At 35.9% G+C, this 17,652-nt stretch carries 11 protein-coding genes and 1 riboswitch; all 11 genes read left to right on the forward strand.

Features of this window, described 5'->3' with window-relative positions; translation table 11 throughout:
• The first annotated feature begins 2 nt into the window (after positions 1 to 2).
• Positions 3 to 1,235: a sulfate adenylyltransferase subunit 1 gene (locus NAB20_RS06365; protein ID WP_105195374.1), complete on the forward strand. Its 1,233-nt coding sequence runs from the start codon at positions 3 to 5 to the stop codon at positions 1,233 to 1,235.
• Position 1,236: 1 nt separating this feature from the next.
• Complete coding sequence (epsC, locus tag NAB20_RS06370; RefSeq protein ID WP_105195375.1) at positions 1,237 to 2,052, forward strand: serine O-acetyltransferase EpsC; 816 nt, start codon at positions 1,237 to 1,239, stop codon at positions 2,050 to 2,052.
• 112 nt (positions 2,053 to 2,164) lie between these two features.
• Positions 2,165 to 3,073, forward strand: a complete 909-nt coding sequence (gene cysK / locus NAB20_RS06375) for a cysteine synthase A (protein WP_375605710.1) — start codon at positions 2,165 to 2,167, stop codon at positions 3,071 to 3,073.
• Positions 3,074 to 3,185: 112 nt separating this feature from the next.
• On the forward strand, positions 3,186 to 4,007 hold the full coding sequence (cobA, locus tag NAB20_RS06380) for a uroporphyrinogen-III C-methyltransferase (protein ID WP_375605711.1): 822 nt from the start codon (positions 3,186 to 3,188) through the stop codon (positions 4,005 to 4,007).
• Positions 3,997 to 5,661, forward strand: a complete 1,665-nt coding sequence (locus tag NAB20_RS06385) for a sulfite reductase flavoprotein subunit alpha (protein WP_375605712.1) — start codon at positions 3,997 to 3,999, stop codon at positions 5,659 to 5,661. Before cobA ends, NAB20_RS06385 begins: the two co-directional genes overlap by 11 nt.
• Positions 5,662 to 5,829: 168 nt before the next feature.
• On the forward strand, positions 5,830 to 7,473 hold the full coding sequence (locus NAB20_RS06390) for an NADPH-dependent assimilatory sulfite reductase hemoprotein subunit (protein WP_375605713.1): 1,644 nt from the start codon (positions 5,830 to 5,832) through the stop codon (positions 7,471 to 7,473).
• A 103-nt stretch (positions 7,474 to 7,576) separates the two neighbouring features.
• Positions 7,577 to 8,308, forward strand: coding sequence for a DUF2490 domain-containing protein (locus NAB20_RS06395; protein ID WP_375605714.1), 732 nt, complete (start codon positions 7,577 to 7,579; stop codon positions 8,306 to 8,308).
• A 5-nt stretch (positions 8,309 to 8,313) separates the two neighbouring features.
• Positions 8,314 to 9,801, forward strand: a complete 1,488-nt coding sequence (locus NAB20_RS06400; protein ID WP_375605715.1) for a TSUP family transporter — start codon at positions 8,314 to 8,316, stop codon at positions 9,799 to 9,801.
• A 521-nt stretch (positions 9,802 to 10,322) separates the two neighbouring features.
• On the forward strand, positions 10,323 to 11,315 hold the full coding sequence (locus NAB20_RS06405; RefSeq protein WP_375605716.1) for an alpha/beta fold hydrolase: 993 nt from the start codon (positions 10,323 to 10,325) through the stop codon (positions 11,313 to 11,315).
• Positions 11,296 to 12,393 carry an aspartate kinase gene (locus tag NAB20_RS06410; RefSeq protein WP_375605717.1) on the forward strand — a complete coding sequence of 366 codons (1,098 nt, stop codon included), beginning with the start codon at positions 11,296 to 11,298 and terminating at the stop codon, positions 12,391 to 12,393. Before NAB20_RS06405 ends, NAB20_RS06410 begins: the two co-directional genes overlap by 20 nt.
• A gap of 259 nt (positions 12,394 to 12,652) precedes the next feature.
• A riboswitch (SAM riboswitch) is annotated at positions 12,653 to 12,758 on the forward strand.
• Positions 12,759 to 12,959: 201 nt separating this feature from the next.
• On the forward strand, positions 12,960 to 17,615 hold the full coding sequence (locus tag NAB20_RS06415) for a vitamin B12 dependent-methionine synthase activation domain-containing protein (RefSeq protein WP_375605718.1): 4,656 nt from the start codon (positions 12,960 to 12,962) through the stop codon (positions 17,613 to 17,615).
• Positions 17,616 to 17,652: the final 37 nt, after the last annotated feature.

A 17,652-nucleotide genomic window follows, 5' to 3' on the forward strand; every position in this document is an offset into this window, starting at 1 on the left:
AAATGAACACATTACGATTTATAACAGCAGGAAATGTAGATGATGGTAAAAGCACTTTAATAGGTAGACTTTTATACGATTCTGATAGTATACATACAGACCAATTAGGGGTTCTACAAAAACAAACCAAGCAAGAAGGCGTTGATATTGATTTATCTTTAATCACAGATGGACTTCGTGCCGAAAGAGAGCAAGGAATTACTATTGATGTAGCCTATAAATATTTTTCCACATCAAAAAGAAAATTTATCATTGCAGATGCACCAGGACACGAGCAATACACACGAAATATGATTACGGGAGCATCAAACTCCGATTTAATTATCATTTTAGTCGATGCTCGTAAAGGAATTACAGAGCAAACGAAACGTCACGCGAGTATTGGTTCCTTAATGGGAATTAAAAAAGCCATTATCGCAATTAATAAAATTGATTTAGTAAGTTATTCTGAAGAAACATTCAATCAAATTCAAAAAGATTTTGAAAAGATAAAAAACGAATTGAATTACAATGAAATTCAATACATCCCAGTAAGTGCATTAGTGGGTGATAATGTGGTAAATACTTCTGAAAATACGCCTTGGTATAAAGGGAAATCCATTTTAGAAACGTTAGAAAGTGTAGAAATCGATTCAACGGATGATTTACCCGCTCGTTTTCAAGTGCAATGGGTGATCCGTCCTAAAGATGAAGAAAATCATGATTATAGAGGGTATGCAGGACCTGTGTTAAGTGGAACTTATAAGGTAGGCGATAAGGTTAAAATATTTCCAGCTAATATTGAAACTACGATTGTTAAAATTGAGAAAAATCAAAAAAAGATGGAGCAAGTAACAGCGGGAGATAATATAGTATTACATTTTAGTGCCAATATTGATATTAGCCGTGGAGACACCATAGTTTTAAATAATCAACTACCTAAAGAAACCAACCAAATAGATACTTGGGTATCGTGGTTGGATAACACCGACTTACAAGTGGGCAAAACCTATCTATTACAACATCGCTTTAAAACGGTTCGTGTAAAAGTGCAACAAGTAAATCGCAAATGGAATATAAACGAATGGCAATTTACAGAAGGAGATACGGTTAAACTAAATGATATTGCCCAAATTAGTTTACGCACCAATCAGTACTTGTTTATCGACTCATTTACTCAAAATTCAAAAACAGGAAATGCCATTCTTATTGATGAAACCACTTACAACACCGTTGGTGCTTTAATGTTCTTATAATATGTCGTACTCAATTTATATTAAAAATCAAGAAAGAGCAAAAAATCCAATCAACAAAAATCAAGTTGAAAAATGGGTTGATGAACTCATTAATTGGTTGTTTGATATCAATCAAGAATACAATAATTATCGGTTTTTTCAAAATAAAGAAAAGTTGCTTCAAATAGAATTACAAAATATCCTAGCCAAAACGGTAGAAGATACCAATCAAATTGTGGTCTATGCTAACTTTTTTTTCGAACAAATAGAAGATTTACACTACGTTCTTTTAAATGATCTGGAAACCATTGTTAATTTTGATCCAGCAGCTAAGTCAAAAGAAGAGGTACTTGTCGCTTATCCTGGTTTTTTTGCCATAACAGTCTATCGGATTGCTAATGTATTTTGGAAATTAAATGTACCTGTAATTCCTCGAGTAATTTCAGAATATATGCACAGTCGAACAGGTATTGATATCCATCCAGGAGCAGAAATTGGCGAAAATTTCTTTATCGACCACGGAACAGGAATTGTAATAGGGGAAACTACTAAAATAGGAAAAAATGTAAAAATTTATCAAGGTGTAACGTTGGGCGCTTTATCCGTTTCAAAAGAAGCTAATTCGGTAAAAAGACATCCAACAATCGAAGATGATGTAACCATTTACGCGAATGCTACAATACTTGGCGGAAGTACAGTAGTAGGAAAAAAAACGGTAATAGGAGGTAACGTTTGGTTAACCCAATCAGTGCCAGAAAATACTTTGGTGTACCATAAAAGTGAAATTAAAATTAAATTAAAAAGCGAATTCTCAGAACCGCTTAATTACGTGATTTAAGAAAAAGGCAATAGTAGAAAAGACAAAAGAGGAAAGTAATTAGTGATAAGGTAATAGGATTCGAGCCTGAAAGGAGACAGTATCGAACTCCTTAAAAAAAATACTTAGTGAAATGAAAGCAAATACTATTTTAGAAACCATAGGAAATACTCCTGTTGTTAAAATCAATAAATTATACGGTAACAAAAACGTCTTCATAAAATTAGAAAGAAACAATCCAGGGAGCAGTATCAAAGATCGTGTTGCATTAGGAATGATTGAAGATGCAGAAGCAAAAGGAGTATTAAAACCAGACAGCGTAATTATAGAACCTACTTCTGGGAATACAGGAATTGGTTTAGCATTAGTAGCAGCTGTAAAAGGATATAAAGTCATTCTCGTAATGCCAGAATCAATGAGTGTAGAACGTAGAAAATTAATGGAAATTTACGGAGCTTCATTCGATTTAACTCCTCGCGAAAAAGGAATGAAAGGCGCTATTGAGCGTGCTGCCGAATTGGTGGCTACTACGCCAAACGCTTGGTCACCTTCACAATTTAATAACCAAGCAAATGTTGAGGTACACAAACGTACGACAGCACAAGAAATTATGGTCGATTTTCCTGATGGATTAGATTATATCATGACAGGGGTAGGTACTGGCGGACATATAATAGGAGTTGCTTCTATACTTAAAGAAAAATTCCCTAACCTAAAAGTAATTGCGGTAGAACCTGAATTATCTCCTGTTTTAAGCGGCGGTAGTCCATCACCACACCCATTACAAGGAATAGGAGCTGGTTTTGTACCTGAAATTTATCAAGCAGGTTTAATTGACGAAGTAATTCAAGTAAGTAAAGACGATGCTTTTGAATATGCCCGAAACATTGCAAAAAACGAAGGGATTTTGGTTGGAATTTCAACAGGCGCCTCTTTAGCCGCAGTAGCTAAAAAAGCAGCCACATTACCAGATGACGCTACCATATTAACCTTTAATTACGATACAGGCGAACGATACCTTTCAATCGAAGGATTGTTTTAATCAATAAAATTTAACGAAAAAACCTAACAGGTTTCTAAAACCTGTTAGGTCTAAAAAAACATTCTCCATCGGGTCAAAATTGGCTCGACAGGGATAACTCATGCCTAAAAAAATGGAAAGAAGTATAAAACATATAGGAAAAGTAATCTTAGCAGGATCAGGTCCTGGTGACCCCGAGCTGATCAGTTTAAAAGCTTTGAAATACTTGCAAAAGGCAGATGTAGTCTTAACAGACCGACTCGTTTCGCCTGAACTTATTGAAGAATATGCACGTAAAGATGCCGAAATTGTGTATGTAGGAAAGCAATGTTCTAAAGGGGTTTGGACACCACAACAAGATATCAACGAATTGATTGTGCTTTTTGCCCAACAAGGAAAATTGGTCCTTCGCTTAAAAGGGGGCGATTCGACCTTGTTTTCGAATATTTTGGACGAATTACAAGTATTAGTAGCTAATGAAATTCCGTATGAAATTATCCCTGGGGTTTCTGCTGCTTTTGGCGCCGCTGCTTATACAGGTATGCCTTTAACGGCAAGAGGGTATTCTCGCGGACTTCGATTTTTGACTTTGTATGAGTTGGAAAAGGTGGAAAGTCAACAATGGACTGATTGGGCAACAACTACTGATACGCTGGTGTTTTATATGAGTGGTCAAAAACTAAAGGTGTTGGCACAAAAATTAATCGAACAAAATATCGATCCTGAAAAAGGGGTTGCAGTCATCCAACAAGCCACCACACCGAATCAAAAAACAAAGGTGTTTAGTTTTGAGGATATTACCACAAAACCGTTACCTGAATTTGAATATGTGCCAACGCTAATTGTGGTAGGTAAAGTGGTAGCACTTCACCAGCAATATGCTTGGTTCGCTGAAAAAAACAACACCGAATCTTATTTCGATAATCATAAAACTATCTATCAAAATGCTATCTGAAACTAAAAACATTTTATTGCAACAATTGGTTCAAAATGCTACCAATGAAGAACTGATTTATGCTAAAGGATATCTAGCAGGATATTTAGCAAAGAATTTCGGAATTCAAGCCACGGGTTTAATTCCTCCAGTTCAAACTACTGCTAGTGCCGTAAAACCACTAATTGTTTATGGTACTGAAACGGGTAATTCTAAAAAAGTAGCTTCTCAAATTCAAGCCACTTTCAAAAAGAATAAAATTCAAGCAAAAAGTGTGGATGTTGCCCAATTTGATTTGGCGAAACTCCAAAAAGAAACCCACGTTTTATTTGTGGTAAGTACACAAGGCGAAGGCGAATTTCCGCAAAATGCCGTTGGTTTTTACGAAGCCATCAAAGCGTTCAATGGTAAACTTGATAAATTGTCGTTTGTGGTTTTCGGTTTGGGTGATTCTTCATATCCTTTATTCTGTAATGCAGGTGTGTTACTAGATGAAGTTTTAGCCGAAAAAGGTGCAAAACGTTTACTGCCATTGGTGAAAGCCGATGTGGATTACGCGAGTTTAATTCCAACTTGGGAAACCGATTTGCAAAATGCATTCGGAAATGCTTCAACGGCAATACCAGCGGTTGTAAAATCGGCGGTAGCAACAACATCGCACAAGCAGAATTTTACCGGACAAATTTCGCATAAAATCGTATTGAATGATAGAGGTTCGAATAAAGAAACCTATCATATCGAAATAACGCCTAACGAAGAAGTGATCTACGAACCTGGAGATGCTTTAGGGTTACTTCCGAAAAATAACGAAACCGAATTACAAAGCATAGCTTCTTATTTCAAAGTGACTGATGTGGCTATTCTTCAGGATAAAAACATTCGTGGCCTATCTAAAAAATCATTAGAAAATTTAGCCAAAGTTTTTGAAATCGAAATTACAGAAGAAAAAGCCGATTTAGTAGATATTATCCAAAAATACCAACCTAAAAAGGGTGCTTTGGAAGAATTGGTGGCTGTATTGCATCCTATTGCACCTCGTTTGTATTCAATTTCTTCTGCTGCCGAAGCACACGACGGACAAGTGCATTTAACGGTGAATTTGAATAGTTTTAAAGTAGGGGATAGTGTAAAAACAGGATTGACTTCTCAGTTTCTTGCGGATTATCCTTTGGATACCGATTATGATTTCTACATCCATAAAAACAACAATTTCCGTTTACCTGCTGAGGATGCCGATATTATCTTAATTGGTCCAGGAACAGGTATTGCACCTTTCCGAAGCTTCTTAGCACAACGTGATGCTACTGGTGCCGAAGGGAAAAACTGGTTATTCTTTGGGGAACAATATTTTGCTTTCGATTTTTATTACCAAACCGAAATTCAAGAGTGGTTATCTACAGGAGTGTTAACCAAATTAAGTACAGCTTTCTCTAGAGATCAAGAGCGTAAAATTTACGTACAAGATCGCATCAAAGAAAATGCAAGCCAGTTTAACGAATGGTTAGAAAACGGCGCTTCTATTTACATCTGTGGCCAAAAAGACCCAATGAGTAAAGATGTCGAAAACACAATTATTGAAGTAATCGCTTCACAAAGAAATATCTCGGTTGAAAAAGCAAAAGAAGTGTTAGACCAATTAGAAGAACAAGGAAAATATCAAAAGGATGTTTATTAGAAGATAAAGTGAATAGGCAATAGGCAATAGCCATAAGTGAGATAAGTAATGCTTAAATTTACTAATGCTCTTGACTAAACAGTATAACTTATAACTATTGCCTAATGCCTAAACAGTATAACTTAAAACTAATGCCTATTGCCTAATGGCTAATGGCTAAAAAAGACTATGAGCGACAAATTATCACCAGTAGAATATATAAAAATCAATAGCGACGGATTAAGAGGGACGCTAAAAGAAAGTATCGATATCGATAACCACACAGGAAATGTGCGACCAGACGATGAAACATTGGTAAAGTTTCACGGAATGTATGTGCAAGATGATAGAGACAGACGTGCTGAAAGAGCAGCGAAAAAATTGGATAAATTATACTCCTTTATGATTCGTTTGCGTATTCCAGGAGGAATTATCAATGCCGAAAAATGGATCGCCTTACATAATATATCAGAACAGTACGGAACAGGAACCTTAAAAATTACAACCCGCCAAACGGTACAGTTACACGGATTGTTAAAACACGAATTACGTCCTACAATCCAAGGATTTAATTTGGCACAACTTGACTCTATTGCAGCGTGTGGCGACGTAAACCGAAATGTAATTGCTAGTTCGCATCCGCAATTGTCTCCGTTGCATGCACAAATTCACGCGTATGCCGATAAAATTTCAACTCTTTTGTTGCCAAAAACACAAGCGTATTACGAAGTATTTATCGACGGAGAAAAAATTTATGAGCGTTCGGCAGAAGCAGATCCGTTGTATGAAAACAGATACCTGCCTCGTAAATTCAAAATAGCCATTGCGATTCCGCCAAGTAACGATGTCGATTTGTTTACAAACGATTTGGGACTCATTGCCATTATCGAAAACAACGAATTAAAAGGATTCAATATTGTAGTGGGTGGTGGTTTAGGAACAACCCACGGGAACGCTTCAACATATCCACGTTTAGGGGATGTGTTAGGCTTTACAGATACCGAAGAGAAAACTTTAAAAGCGGTGTATGAAGTATTAACAGTACAACGTGATTTTGGAAATCGTGTAGAACGTAAGTTATCTCGTTTAAAATATACCGTCGATAAAATGACGGTGGAAGGTTTCAAAGCCGAATTAGAAAAACGCATCGGATTCCAACTAGAACCAGCGCGTCCTTATACCTTCACCGAACGTAATGATCGTTACGGTTGGGAACAAAGTGCTGACAAGCAATGGTATTATACGCTATTTGTAGAGCACGGTGTAATAAAACCAGAGCAAAAAGCCTTTTTGTATGAATTGGCACAATTGAATATAAATAATTTCATTTTTACAGGTAACCAAAATCTACTGTTAGGCGAAATTTCAACGAAAAACAAAGCAAAAGTTGAAGCTTTATTAACTAACTACGACATAGAGAAAAACGTTAGTAACATTCGTAAAAGTTCTATGGCGTGTGTGGCAATGCCTACTTGTCCGTTAGCGCTTGCCGAAGCACAACGTTATTTACCTGTTTTAGTTACTAAAATTGAACCACTTTTAGCAAAACACGGTTTATCAGAAGAGGAACTAACTATACGTATGACAGGCTGTCCAAATGGATGTGGTCGTCCGTATGTGGCTGAATTAGGATTCATAGGTACAGGTCCCGAGCAATATAACTTTATGTTGGGAGGCGATCGTTACGGATTACGTTTAAATAAGCTATACAAAGAAAAACAAACCGAAGCGCAAATTTTAGCAGAAATAGATGTGTTATTAGGACGCTACATCCAAGAAAAATTGGACGGTGAAACCTTTGGGGATTACACTAACCGAGTGATATTAAATTAATGATGACAGACCTAACAGGTTTCCAAAACCTGTTAGGTTTAAAATAGATAAATTCTTTGTGGAACTTTGTGCAAAACTTAGTGAGACATTGTGCGACTTAAAAATGAAAAAAAAAACTCTTTTACTCCTACTCTTATCCAGCCTCACTTTCGCACAAAATAAAGTCGAAAGCCAGCAGTTATTGTGGTATGGATATTACAACCAATTAAAATTTAATTCCAATTGGACATTACATTCAGAGATACAAGAAAGACAATTTTACAATCCAGCGGCACAACATCAATTGGTGTTCAGGTCTAATTTAGATAGAAAGCTAATTGATAATATTAATGGTTCAGTAGGGATGGTGTTGTTTTTACAAAGCCCCAATAACCCCGAATCAAAAAGTAAATTGATAGTCCCTGAATTACGTCCTGACATCGGATTTAATTCCAAGAAAAAATACAGTTTCTTTTCTATTAATCATCGATATAAACTAGAAGCAAGATTTTTTCATCAAACGGAGAATAACGAATTAAAAGGAGGATTTATATTTTCTAATTTCCGATTTAGATACCAGTTAGGATTTGACTTTCCATTGGTTAAAAAAGAAAAGGAAGAAAAATTAATCTTCAAAATTAAAGATGAGGTAATGTTTAATGCAGGAAGCAAAATTATTAAAAATGTTTTTGACCAAAATAGAATATACACCGCATTAAATTATAAATTTGACAAGAATTTTTCAATAGAGCTGGGTTACATGAACTGGTTTCAACAAAAAACTACAGGTAACGAGTTTTATGATAGAAATATCATTCGTTTTTCTATTTTTCACAATATTGATTTAAGTAAATAACAATTATGGATAATAGCACACTTTTTCCCGTTTTTTTAAAAACCGAAAGCAAACGATTCCTTATTGTAGGTGGGGGTAATGTTGCCTTAGAAAAAACAGAAACATTGTTAAAACAAAACCCTAATATTTCTATTAAATTAGTAGGAAAAGAAATTTTTGATACGACATTATTAAAACTCAAAAACGAACCTTCTATCCAATTTGAAGAAAGAGCCTTTCAGGAATCAGATTTAGAAGATATTGATTTTGTCATTACGACTACTAACGATACAGAAGTAAATAAAAATATTAAAAAATTAGCCAATCAAAAGCAAATTTTAGTCAATGCAGCAGATCAACCCGATTTATGTGACTTTTATTTAGGTTCAATTGTGAATAAAGGCAATATGAAAATTGCGATTTCAACCAATGGGAAATCGCCTGTATTAGCTCGTAGAATGCGAGAGTTTTTTACCGATATTATTCCTGATTCGATAGACGAAAATTTAGATAGTTTAAATACCTTACGTGATTCTGTTAAAGGCGATTTTCAAGAAAAATTAGAGGTGTTAAACCAAGCCACAGAAGCACTAAGTCCTAAAAAAGGAAAAAAAACAAATAAAAAATACCAGCAATTAGCTTTTCAATTATCCATTGTGTTTTTTGCTGTTTTTGTAGGTTATGGTTTCTCAGGGATAGTCTCTATTGATCAAATGCTTGATTTTACGAGCCAAATACCCACTGCTTTTTATATCATGTTAGCTGTAGGTTTCGTTGCGCAATTAGTCGATGGTGCTGTTGGTTTGGGTTACGGATTGACTTGTTCGACCAGTATGATGCTCTTTGGAATCAGTCCAAAAGCCATCAGTGGTAGTATTCATACCGCCGAAATGTTTTCCAGTGGTATCAGCGGATTTTCCCACTATAGATTTGGGAACGTAAACAAAAAACTATTATTCTGGTTAGCCATACCAGGAGTAGTAGGCGCTATAGGAGGTGCTTTATTGTTAGTCTATTTAGGGGATAAGTACGAAAAAGAAACTTACTTATTACTATCGATTTACACCTTAATCATGGGGCTTAATTTATTTCGATTAGCGTTACGTAAAAAACCACTGGAACGTAAAAAAAGTGTCGCTACAGGAGTGTTAGGATTTTCTGGCGGATTTCTAGATTCTTTTGCAGGAGGAGGTTGGGGGCCTATAGTAACTTCAACGTTAATGTCATTAGGAAAGAAATCAAAATATGTAGTTGGAACAGTGAGCTTAGCCGAGTTTTTTGTTACCCTAGCCGCTGCCATTACCTTTTTTGTTTCTATGGGAGTAAGTCATTGGTTTATTATTGCAGGATTAATCATAGGAGGTTCCATTGCAGCACCACTCGCAGCCAAGTTGGTAGGCAAAGTACCCCAACGCAAAGCCTTGTTTTTAGTAGCCCTGTTAGTTACCATTTGGAGTATTAAAACAATGATTTCGAAAGCGCATGTGCTTGATTTATTTGGGATTGCTATTTGATGTAGATAAATCAAATTCTAATCTAATCCCTTTTTTTAGTTTTTTAAACGCTTTTGTAAAATGTTTTTAAATTTAAATTCTACTTATAATATATGTAATAATAAAATTTAGAAAAATAATCTAAAAATTTTATTTTAAAAGAAAAAGTATCTAAGTTTGTCCTGTTGAAAAAGTAAAAGAAAAATAAAATGATTACAACGATTTGCAATATGGTTTTTATGATGTGGAAGTTTCCGCAGAGGTAAGTATGGCATAATCAAATCAAAATAATTAGCTATAAACCTCTGCAAAAGCAGAGGTTTTTTGTTGAATATAATTTAAAAGAAAAAAATGTTGACAATTAGAAAAATGATGTGTTGTTATTATATGATGTGCTGTTGTGCATCACCTAGCTATTATCAGTATATAAAGACTTAAATCTTGGTTTGTTTGTGTTTGTAAGTCCTTTTGGTAATAGCTCCAAAAGGACTTTTTTTTAACAATCAATATTGAATTTTAGAAAGTATAATTCCATAAGAACAATGAGTAAACTTCAAAAAATAGATGTTTTTAATTTCAAATTAGAAAATGAAAAAAGAATCCCTTTTCTGAATTTGACTTATCAAACTTTTGGGCAACCTTTAGGAACAGCACCCATTGTGGTTGTAAATCACGCTTTGACGGGGAATTCAAATGTGGCTGGCGAAAAAGGCTGGTGGAAGGCTTTGATTGGAGATGGTAAAACTATAGATACACAGCATTTCACAATCGTTGCTTTTAATATCATAGGAAATGGATTTGAAGGAGGGAGTTTAATTGAAAATTATACGGATTTTACTACTAGAGATATCGCAAAACTTTTTTGGGAAGGACTGGAATACTTGGGGGTTAAAAACGTTTTTGCGCTAATAGGTGGAAGTCTTGGAGGAGGAATTGTGTGGGAAATGGCTTTTTTGAAACCTAAAACAATGCAATATGTGATACCTATTGCTTCTAATTATAAAGCAAATGATTGGTTGATAGCAAATGTGAAAATTCAAGATGATATTTTAAATCATTCGTCCCAACCTATTAAGGACGCACGAAAACACGCCATGATGCTGTATCGAAGTCCGTTGTCAATCGATTTGAAATTTCAACAAGAATATGTTAATGATGCTTACGCTGTGGAAAACTGGCTGGATTTCCACGGGCAATCATTGCAAACACGGTTTTCGCTTTCAGCTTATAAATTGATGAATCATTTGTTACGAACCATTGGTAAATCTGTAGATGAAAGGGCTTTACAGCTTTTTTTTAATGAAACTACTGCAGTCATTCATCAAGTAGCTATAGATTCGGATGGTCTCTTTGTGGCGTATGAAAACGAAAATTTGCACCGTCGTTTTTGTAAACAATACAAGGCACTTTTTCTTCATACCCTAAATTCAGTGCATGGCCATGATGCTTTTTTAATAGAATACGAACAGTTAGGGCAAATTTTATGGCCAATTTTTAATTTTAAAACAACTAAAAATGTCAGTTATCAGAGTTAATGTAATTTTATTTGGGATAGGAAATGTAGGAAGTACATTAATCCAACAAATATTAGAAAGTCAGCAATTTTTTCTAGAACAGCGTAATATCGATTTACGTGTGCCAATAATCACCAATTCCACGGTGGCGTTTTATGAAAAAGAAGGTGTTCGCAATCAATGGGAAGCTGATTTTTCTAGTAATGCTGTGCCTTTTCATTTGGATAGTATTTTTGATTATGTTATAGAAAATGAATTGGAAAACTTAATCGTAGTTGATGCTACAGCGAGTTCAGATATAATAAAGCACTATATTCCATTGGTTCAAAATGGATTCCATATTGTCTCGGCAAATAAAAAAGCGAATACGATTCATTTTGATTTTTATAAAGAATTGCGTCGTCAATTGAAGAAGTTTGATAAGTTATTTTTGTATGAAACGAATGTCGGAGCGGGGTTGCCAGTAGTACAAACGATTCAAGATTTGCATTTGGCTGGAGAAAAAATCACCAAAATACGAGGTGTTTTTTCGGGTACTATCAGTTATATTTTTAATCGTTTTGGTGTTGAGGATGCTTCTTTTTCGAGTATTTTAAAAGATGCCGAAACTCAAGGTTTGACGGAACCCGATTCACGCGAGGATTTGAATGGAAATGATGTGGCGCGTAAACTTCTGATTTTGGCTCGTGAGTTGGGATATGACTTTGAGTTTTCGGACATAAAAATACAATCGCTACTGACCGAAGAATTAGTTTCATTGCCAGTGAAAAGTTATCATAAATCCAAGAAACTTTTAGATGCTCCTTTTGAGAATCAAAAATTGCTACAGCAAGACGAACATGTATTGCGTTATGTGGGGGATTTTGATATAGAGCAAAAAGAACTCTCGGTCAAATTAGTTTCAGTTCCTACGAGTTCAGCTTTAGGACAATTACGCGGAGCAGATAATTTGATAGAAATCTATTCCGATTCGTATGGAGCTATACCTATAGTAATTCAAGGCGCAGGAGCAGGAAAGCAAGTTACTGCCCGCGGGGTTTTAACGGATGTGCTTAAAGTAGCTGAACAATTGAAAGTAAGGGAATTGGTGGAGGTTTAAAGGTTGTTTGAAGGTTTAAAAGTTTAAAAGGCTGTTGCCTGCATAATAATTCGTGTTCTTTTTTCTTTTATAATTAGATTTAATTCATAAAACCCAGTGGTAAATAATCACTTTTAAGTTTTTGTTTTAGAAAATAATTTTGTGTAATTTTATATTTACAGAAAAAATAAAATGTAATTCAAAAATAATTAGTAAATTTCTGAAAAATTTTCAAATTTACATTTTGTGAATTATCTTTGCCCTGTTCATAAGTTTAATGTTGTTATCACGAAAGCGGGAGGGAATAGACCCTGTGAACGCTTAGCAACCCTACACTTGTAGAAGGTGCTACATTCTAATCAATTATTTGTCATTCTTGATGTCACACTGAGCGGAGTCGAAGTGTTTTTCAGAATCACTTTTAATAATTGATAAAGATAACCCAGAGATAATCTCTCCCCTTTTTGATAACGTTTTTTTGTGTAAAATTTCCAAATTTTTTGGAAGCACAATTCCTTAAACCATTTTGTAAAATAAAGTTTTCAAACGGATAGTACTCGTTTTGAATGATAAGAAATGTAATGTCAATGAGTGATATAAATCAAAAAGGGGCAACCTCTTCAAGAGCAAGTGTGCTCATTCAAGAAATTTTAAAGCAACGTATCCTAGTACTCGATGGAGCTATGGGGACTATGTTGCAACGTTATAAGTTTGAGGAGGAAGATTTTAGAGGCGAACGCTTTAAAGATTTTCCGCATCCATTAAAAGGGAACAATGATTTACTGTCTCTGACACAACCTGAAGCGGTAAAAGAAGTGCATCGTTTGTATTTTCAAGCAGGTGCCGATATAGTAGAAACCAATACGTTTTCAGGAACCACCATCGGAATGGCGGATTATCATATGGAAGATTTGGTTTATGAACTAAATTATCAATCGGCTAAAATTGCTCGCGAAGTAGCAGATGAGTTTACTGATAAACCTAGATTTGTTGCGGGTTCCATTGGTCCAACTAATAGAACAGCATCTATGTCGCCTGATGTAAATGACCCAGGTTATAGAGCCGTTACTTTTGATGAGTTAAAATTAGCGTATCGTCAGCAAGTAGAAGCTTTAATTGATGGTGGTGCCGATTTATTATTAGTAGAAACCATTTTTGACACACTGAATGCTAAAGCGTGCTTATTTGCGATAGAAGAAGTAAAGGAAGAACGTAAATTAGATATACCTGTAATGGTTTCTGGTACAATTACAGATGCTTCCGGAAGAACATTATCGGGGCAAACCGTGGAAGCTTTTTTAATTTCAATCCAACATATTCCATTGCTGAGTGTTGGTTTTAACTGTGCTTTAGGAGCCGACCAGTTAAAGCCCTATCTGAAAAGATTAGCACACAATACACAATTAAATATCTCTGCACATCCTAATGCAGGTTTGCCTAATGCATTTGGACAATACGACCAAACTGCAGAAGAAATGCAACAACTCATAAGAGAATATTTGCAAGAAAATTTAGTCAATATTATCGGTGGTTGTTGTGGAACAACTCCAGAGCACATAAAATTAATTGCAGAAGCAGTTGCCCCCCTAACCCCCAAAAGGGGAGTTGTAGCACCGCCTAAAAAAGCATTGACGCTCTCAGGTCTTGAACCACTTAAAGTATATCCAGCAGAGTTGAATAATCAAGTGATGGAAACTGCGGTTAGTGTTGACGCATCAGTAAGCCCCTCCTTTGGAGGGGTTGGGGAGGCTGGTCGAGCGCTGTTTATAAATGTAGGCGAGCGTACTAATGTTACAGGGTCTCGTAAATTTCTTCGACTAATAAAAGAAGAAAAATATGATGAAGCACTTGATATTGCACGAGCTCAAGTTGAAGGTGGTGCGCAAATCATTGATGTGAATATGGATGAAGGGATGCTGGATGGTGTATACGCAATGACCAAATTCCTTAATTTAATTGCATCTGAGCCTGATATAGCAAGAGTTCCCGTAATGATAGATAGTTCTAAATGGGAAATTATTGAAGCAGGTCTTAAAGTGATTCAAGGTAAAGGTGTTGTGAATTCTATCTCCTTAAAAGAGGGAGAAGAAACGTTTATCCATCACGCAAAATTAATCAAGCGTTACGGAGCATCAGTAATTGTAATGGCTTTTGATGAGGTTGGACAGGCGGATACATATCAACGTCGTATTGAAATATGTAAGCGTTCCTATGATATTTTGGTAGATAAAGTAGGTTTTCCTGCGGAAGATATCATTTTTGACCCCAATATCTTTCCTGTGGCTACAGGAATGGAAGAACATCGACGCAATGCCATTGATTTCTTTTTAGCTACTAAATGGATTCGCGAAAATCTTCCGTATGCAAATATTTCGGGCGGGGTGAGTAATGTTTCATTTTCATTTAGAGGAAATGACAAAGTGCGTGAAGCCATGCATTCAGCATTTTTATATCACGCCATTAATCACGGTATGACGATGGGAATTGTAAATCCTGAAATGCTCGAGATTTATGATGAAATTGATAAAGAATTACTAGAACATGTTGAGGATGTTTTATTGGATAGACGTGATGATGCTACTGAAAGATTATTAGAGTATGCGGAACGTATTAAAGGCGACGGCTCCCCTCTCCTTCGGAGAGGGGCTGGGGGAGAGGCTGTTTGGAGAAATGGTTCAGTCCAGGAACGGTTAATACATTCTTTGGTAAAAGGATTAGATGAGTTTATCGAAACAGATGTTGAAGAAGCACGCCAACAAGTAACTCGACCAATTGAAGTGATTGAAAATCATTTGATGAATGGAATGAATGTAGTTGGTGATTTATTTGGTTCAGGTAAAATGTTTTTACCACAAGTGGTAAAATCCGCTCGAGTAATGAAAAAAGCGGTGGCTTATTTAATGCCGTACATCAGCCCCCCAACCCCCGAAGGGGGAGTTGACAAACAGTCGTGGAAAACTGCAAGTCCAACACTATACGCGAAACTCAAAGAAAGTGCAAAAGCAATGCGTAATAATCCAACAGAAGCAGAAAAAATGCTTTGGAATGTGCTTTCTGCTAAGGGTATTGATGAATATAAGTTTAGAAGACAACATATAATTGGTGAGTATATAGTCGATTTTGTTTGTCTAGAAAAAAGATTAGTAATTGAAGTTGACGGTTCTGTACATAATCAGCCAGAACAGATAGAACACGATAAATTCAGAACAGAATGGCTTGAAAAAAATGGTTTCAAAGTCATTCGATTTGAAAACAACCAAGTTTTAAATCATCTATTTGATACCATCGAAATTATTCGCAACGAATTGAACGTACAGTTGGTAGCTCCCCCTTCGGGGGCGGGGGGGGCAGGCAAGTCCGGCAAGATTTTAATGGCAACCGTAAAAGGCGATGTTCATGATATCGGGAAAAATATAGTTTCAGTTGTTTTAGCTTGTAATAATTTTGAAATAATTGATTTGGGGGTAATGGTGCCACCAGAGAAAATTATAGAAACAGCTGTCAAAGAAAAGGTGGATATTATAGGATTAAGTGGTTTAATCACGCCTTCCTTAGATGAAATGGTGTATTTAGCAAAAGAATTGGATAAATTAAATATCAAAATTCCTGTAATGATAGGAGGGGCAACTACATCACGTGCACATACAGCTGTGAAAATTGCACCTGAATATCAATCGACTGTTGTTCACGTTAACGATGCGTCAAGAGCAGTGACGGTTGCGTCTAATTTACTGCAGGAAGAGGTAAAGTTAGATTTTGCAAAATCATTGCGTGAAGAGTACAATACCTTGCGCGAAGGTTATTTGAATAGAAGTAGAGAAAAGAATTTTCTTTCTATTGAAGAAGCACGTAAAAATAAATTCTTAATCGATTGGGATGCTTATAAACCAGTAAAACCAAATTTTATTGGGACAAAAATAGTTGAAGTTGAGCTGTCAGAATTGGTAAGTTATATCGATTGGACACCGTTTTTTCAGTCGTGGGAATTATATGGTAAATATCCAGCAATTCTCACTGATGAAGTAGTGGGCGAACAAGCTTCTAATTTGTTTTTGGATGCACAGAATATGTTAGAAAAAATCATTTCTGAAAAATGGTTTACAGCAAAAGGGATTTTGGGAATTTTTCCTGCTAATACAGTGAATGATGATGATATCGAAGTGAGCCCCCTAGCCCCCAAGGGGGGGGCTCCAAACGTTGTGTCCAAGCAATTTTGGGAAACTGCAAATCCAGTACTTTATGAAGAATTAAAAGTTAGAGCTAAGGAAATGCGTAATCAGCCAACTGATGCTGAAAATATGCTTTGGAAAGTGTTATCTAATAAAGGAATTGGTGGCTTTAAGTTTAGAAGACAACATATCATTGGCCAATATATTGTAGACTTTGTTTGTTTAGAGAAAAACTTGATAGTTGAAGTGGATGGAGCAATTCATAATCTTCAAGAGCAAATAGAACACGATAAATTGAGGACTGAATGGTTGGAATCGAAAGGATTTGAAGTGATTAGATTTACGAATAAGGAAGTTCTAACCAATTTATTCGAAACTATTGAAAAAATTAGACAACGTTTATCCGTAAAGTTGGTCGTTCCCCCTTTGCTTCGCCAGTTCGCTTCTGCTCGTGTGGGGGCTAGGGGGCTCTTTCTAACCTTACGCCAACAAAGTGTGAAAACAGCAGGTGCACCTAACATTGCTTTAGCCGATTTTATTGCACCAATAGAAACTGGTATACAAGATTATATGGGGTGTTTTTGTGTAACTACAGGTTTTGGAGTGGATGAAAAAGCAAAAGAATACGAAACAAATTTAGACGATTACAATTCGATTTTAGTAAAAGCACTAGGCGACCGTTTGGCAGAAGCTTTTGCGGAATATTTACACGAAAGAGTGCGTAAAGAAATTTGGGGTTATGCTTCGGATGAAAATTTAACCAACGAAGAATTAATAAAAGAAAGCTACAAAGGAATACGTCCTGCGCCAGGCTATCCCGCGTGTCCAGACCATTTAGAAAAGCCAGTTATCTGGAAATTGTTAGACGTGGAAAATCAAATAGGAGTCAAACTAACCGAAAGTATGGCAATGTGGCCAGCTTCCTCCGTTTCAGGATATTATTTTGCTAACCCACAAAGTAAATACTTCGGATTAGGAAAAATAAAACAAGACCAAGTAGCCGATTATGCGAAACGCCGTGGAATTTCAGTAGAAGAAGCAACGAAATGGTTGGCCCCCTCCATCTCCCCCTAAGGGGGAGGGCGTTGAACCTAATAAAAAATTTTAATGT

This window comes from Flavobacterium davisii (assembly GCF_042182265.1).
Lineage (GTDB): Bacteria > Bacteroidota > Bacteroidia > Flavobacteriales > Flavobacteriaceae > Flavobacterium > Flavobacterium davisii.

Excerpts from the sequence above, each read along its gene's own strand:
- cysK (WP_375605710.1), top strand. The coding sequence starts at position 2,165 with ATGAAAGCAAATACTATTTTAGAAACCATAGGAAATACTCCTGTTGTT.
- epsC (WP_105195375.1), top strand. The coding sequence starts at position 1,237 with ATGTCGTACTCAATTTATATTAAAAATCAAGAAAGAGCAAAAAATCCA.
- cobA (WP_375605711.1), top strand. The coding sequence starts at position 3,186 with ATGGAAAGAAGTATAAAACATATAGGAAAAGTAATCTTAGCAGGATCA.
- NAB20_RS06400 (WP_375605715.1), top strand. The coding sequence starts at position 8,314 with ATGGATAATAGCACACTTTTTCCCGTTTTTTTAAAAACCGAAAGCAAA.
- NAB20_RS06390 (WP_375605713.1), top strand. The coding sequence starts at position 5,830 with ATGAGCGACAAATTATCACCAGTAGAATATATAAAAATCAATAGCGAC.
- NAB20_RS06415 (WP_375605718.1), top strand. The coding sequence starts at position 12,960 with ATGAGTGATATAAATCAAAAAGGGGCAACCTCTTCAAGAGCAAGTGTG.
- NAB20_RS06385 (WP_375605712.1), top strand. The coding sequence starts at position 3,997 with ATGCTATCTGAAACTAAAAACATTTTATTGCAACAATTGGTTCAAAAT.
- NAB20_RS06395 (WP_375605714.1), top strand. The coding sequence starts at position 7,577 with ATGAAAAAAAAAACTCTTTTACTCCTACTCTTATCCAGCCTCACTTTC.
- NAB20_RS06405 (WP_375605716.1), top strand. The coding sequence starts at position 10,323 with ATGAGTAAACTTCAAAAAATAGATGTTTTTAATTTCAAATTAGAAAAT.
- NAB20_RS06365 (WP_105195374.1), top strand. The coding sequence starts at position 3 with ATGAACACATTACGATTTATAACAGCAGGAAATGTAGATGATGGTAAA.
- NAB20_RS06410 (WP_375605717.1), top strand. The coding sequence starts at position 11,296 with ATGTCAGTTATCAGAGTTAATGTAATTTTATTTGGGATAGGAAATGTA.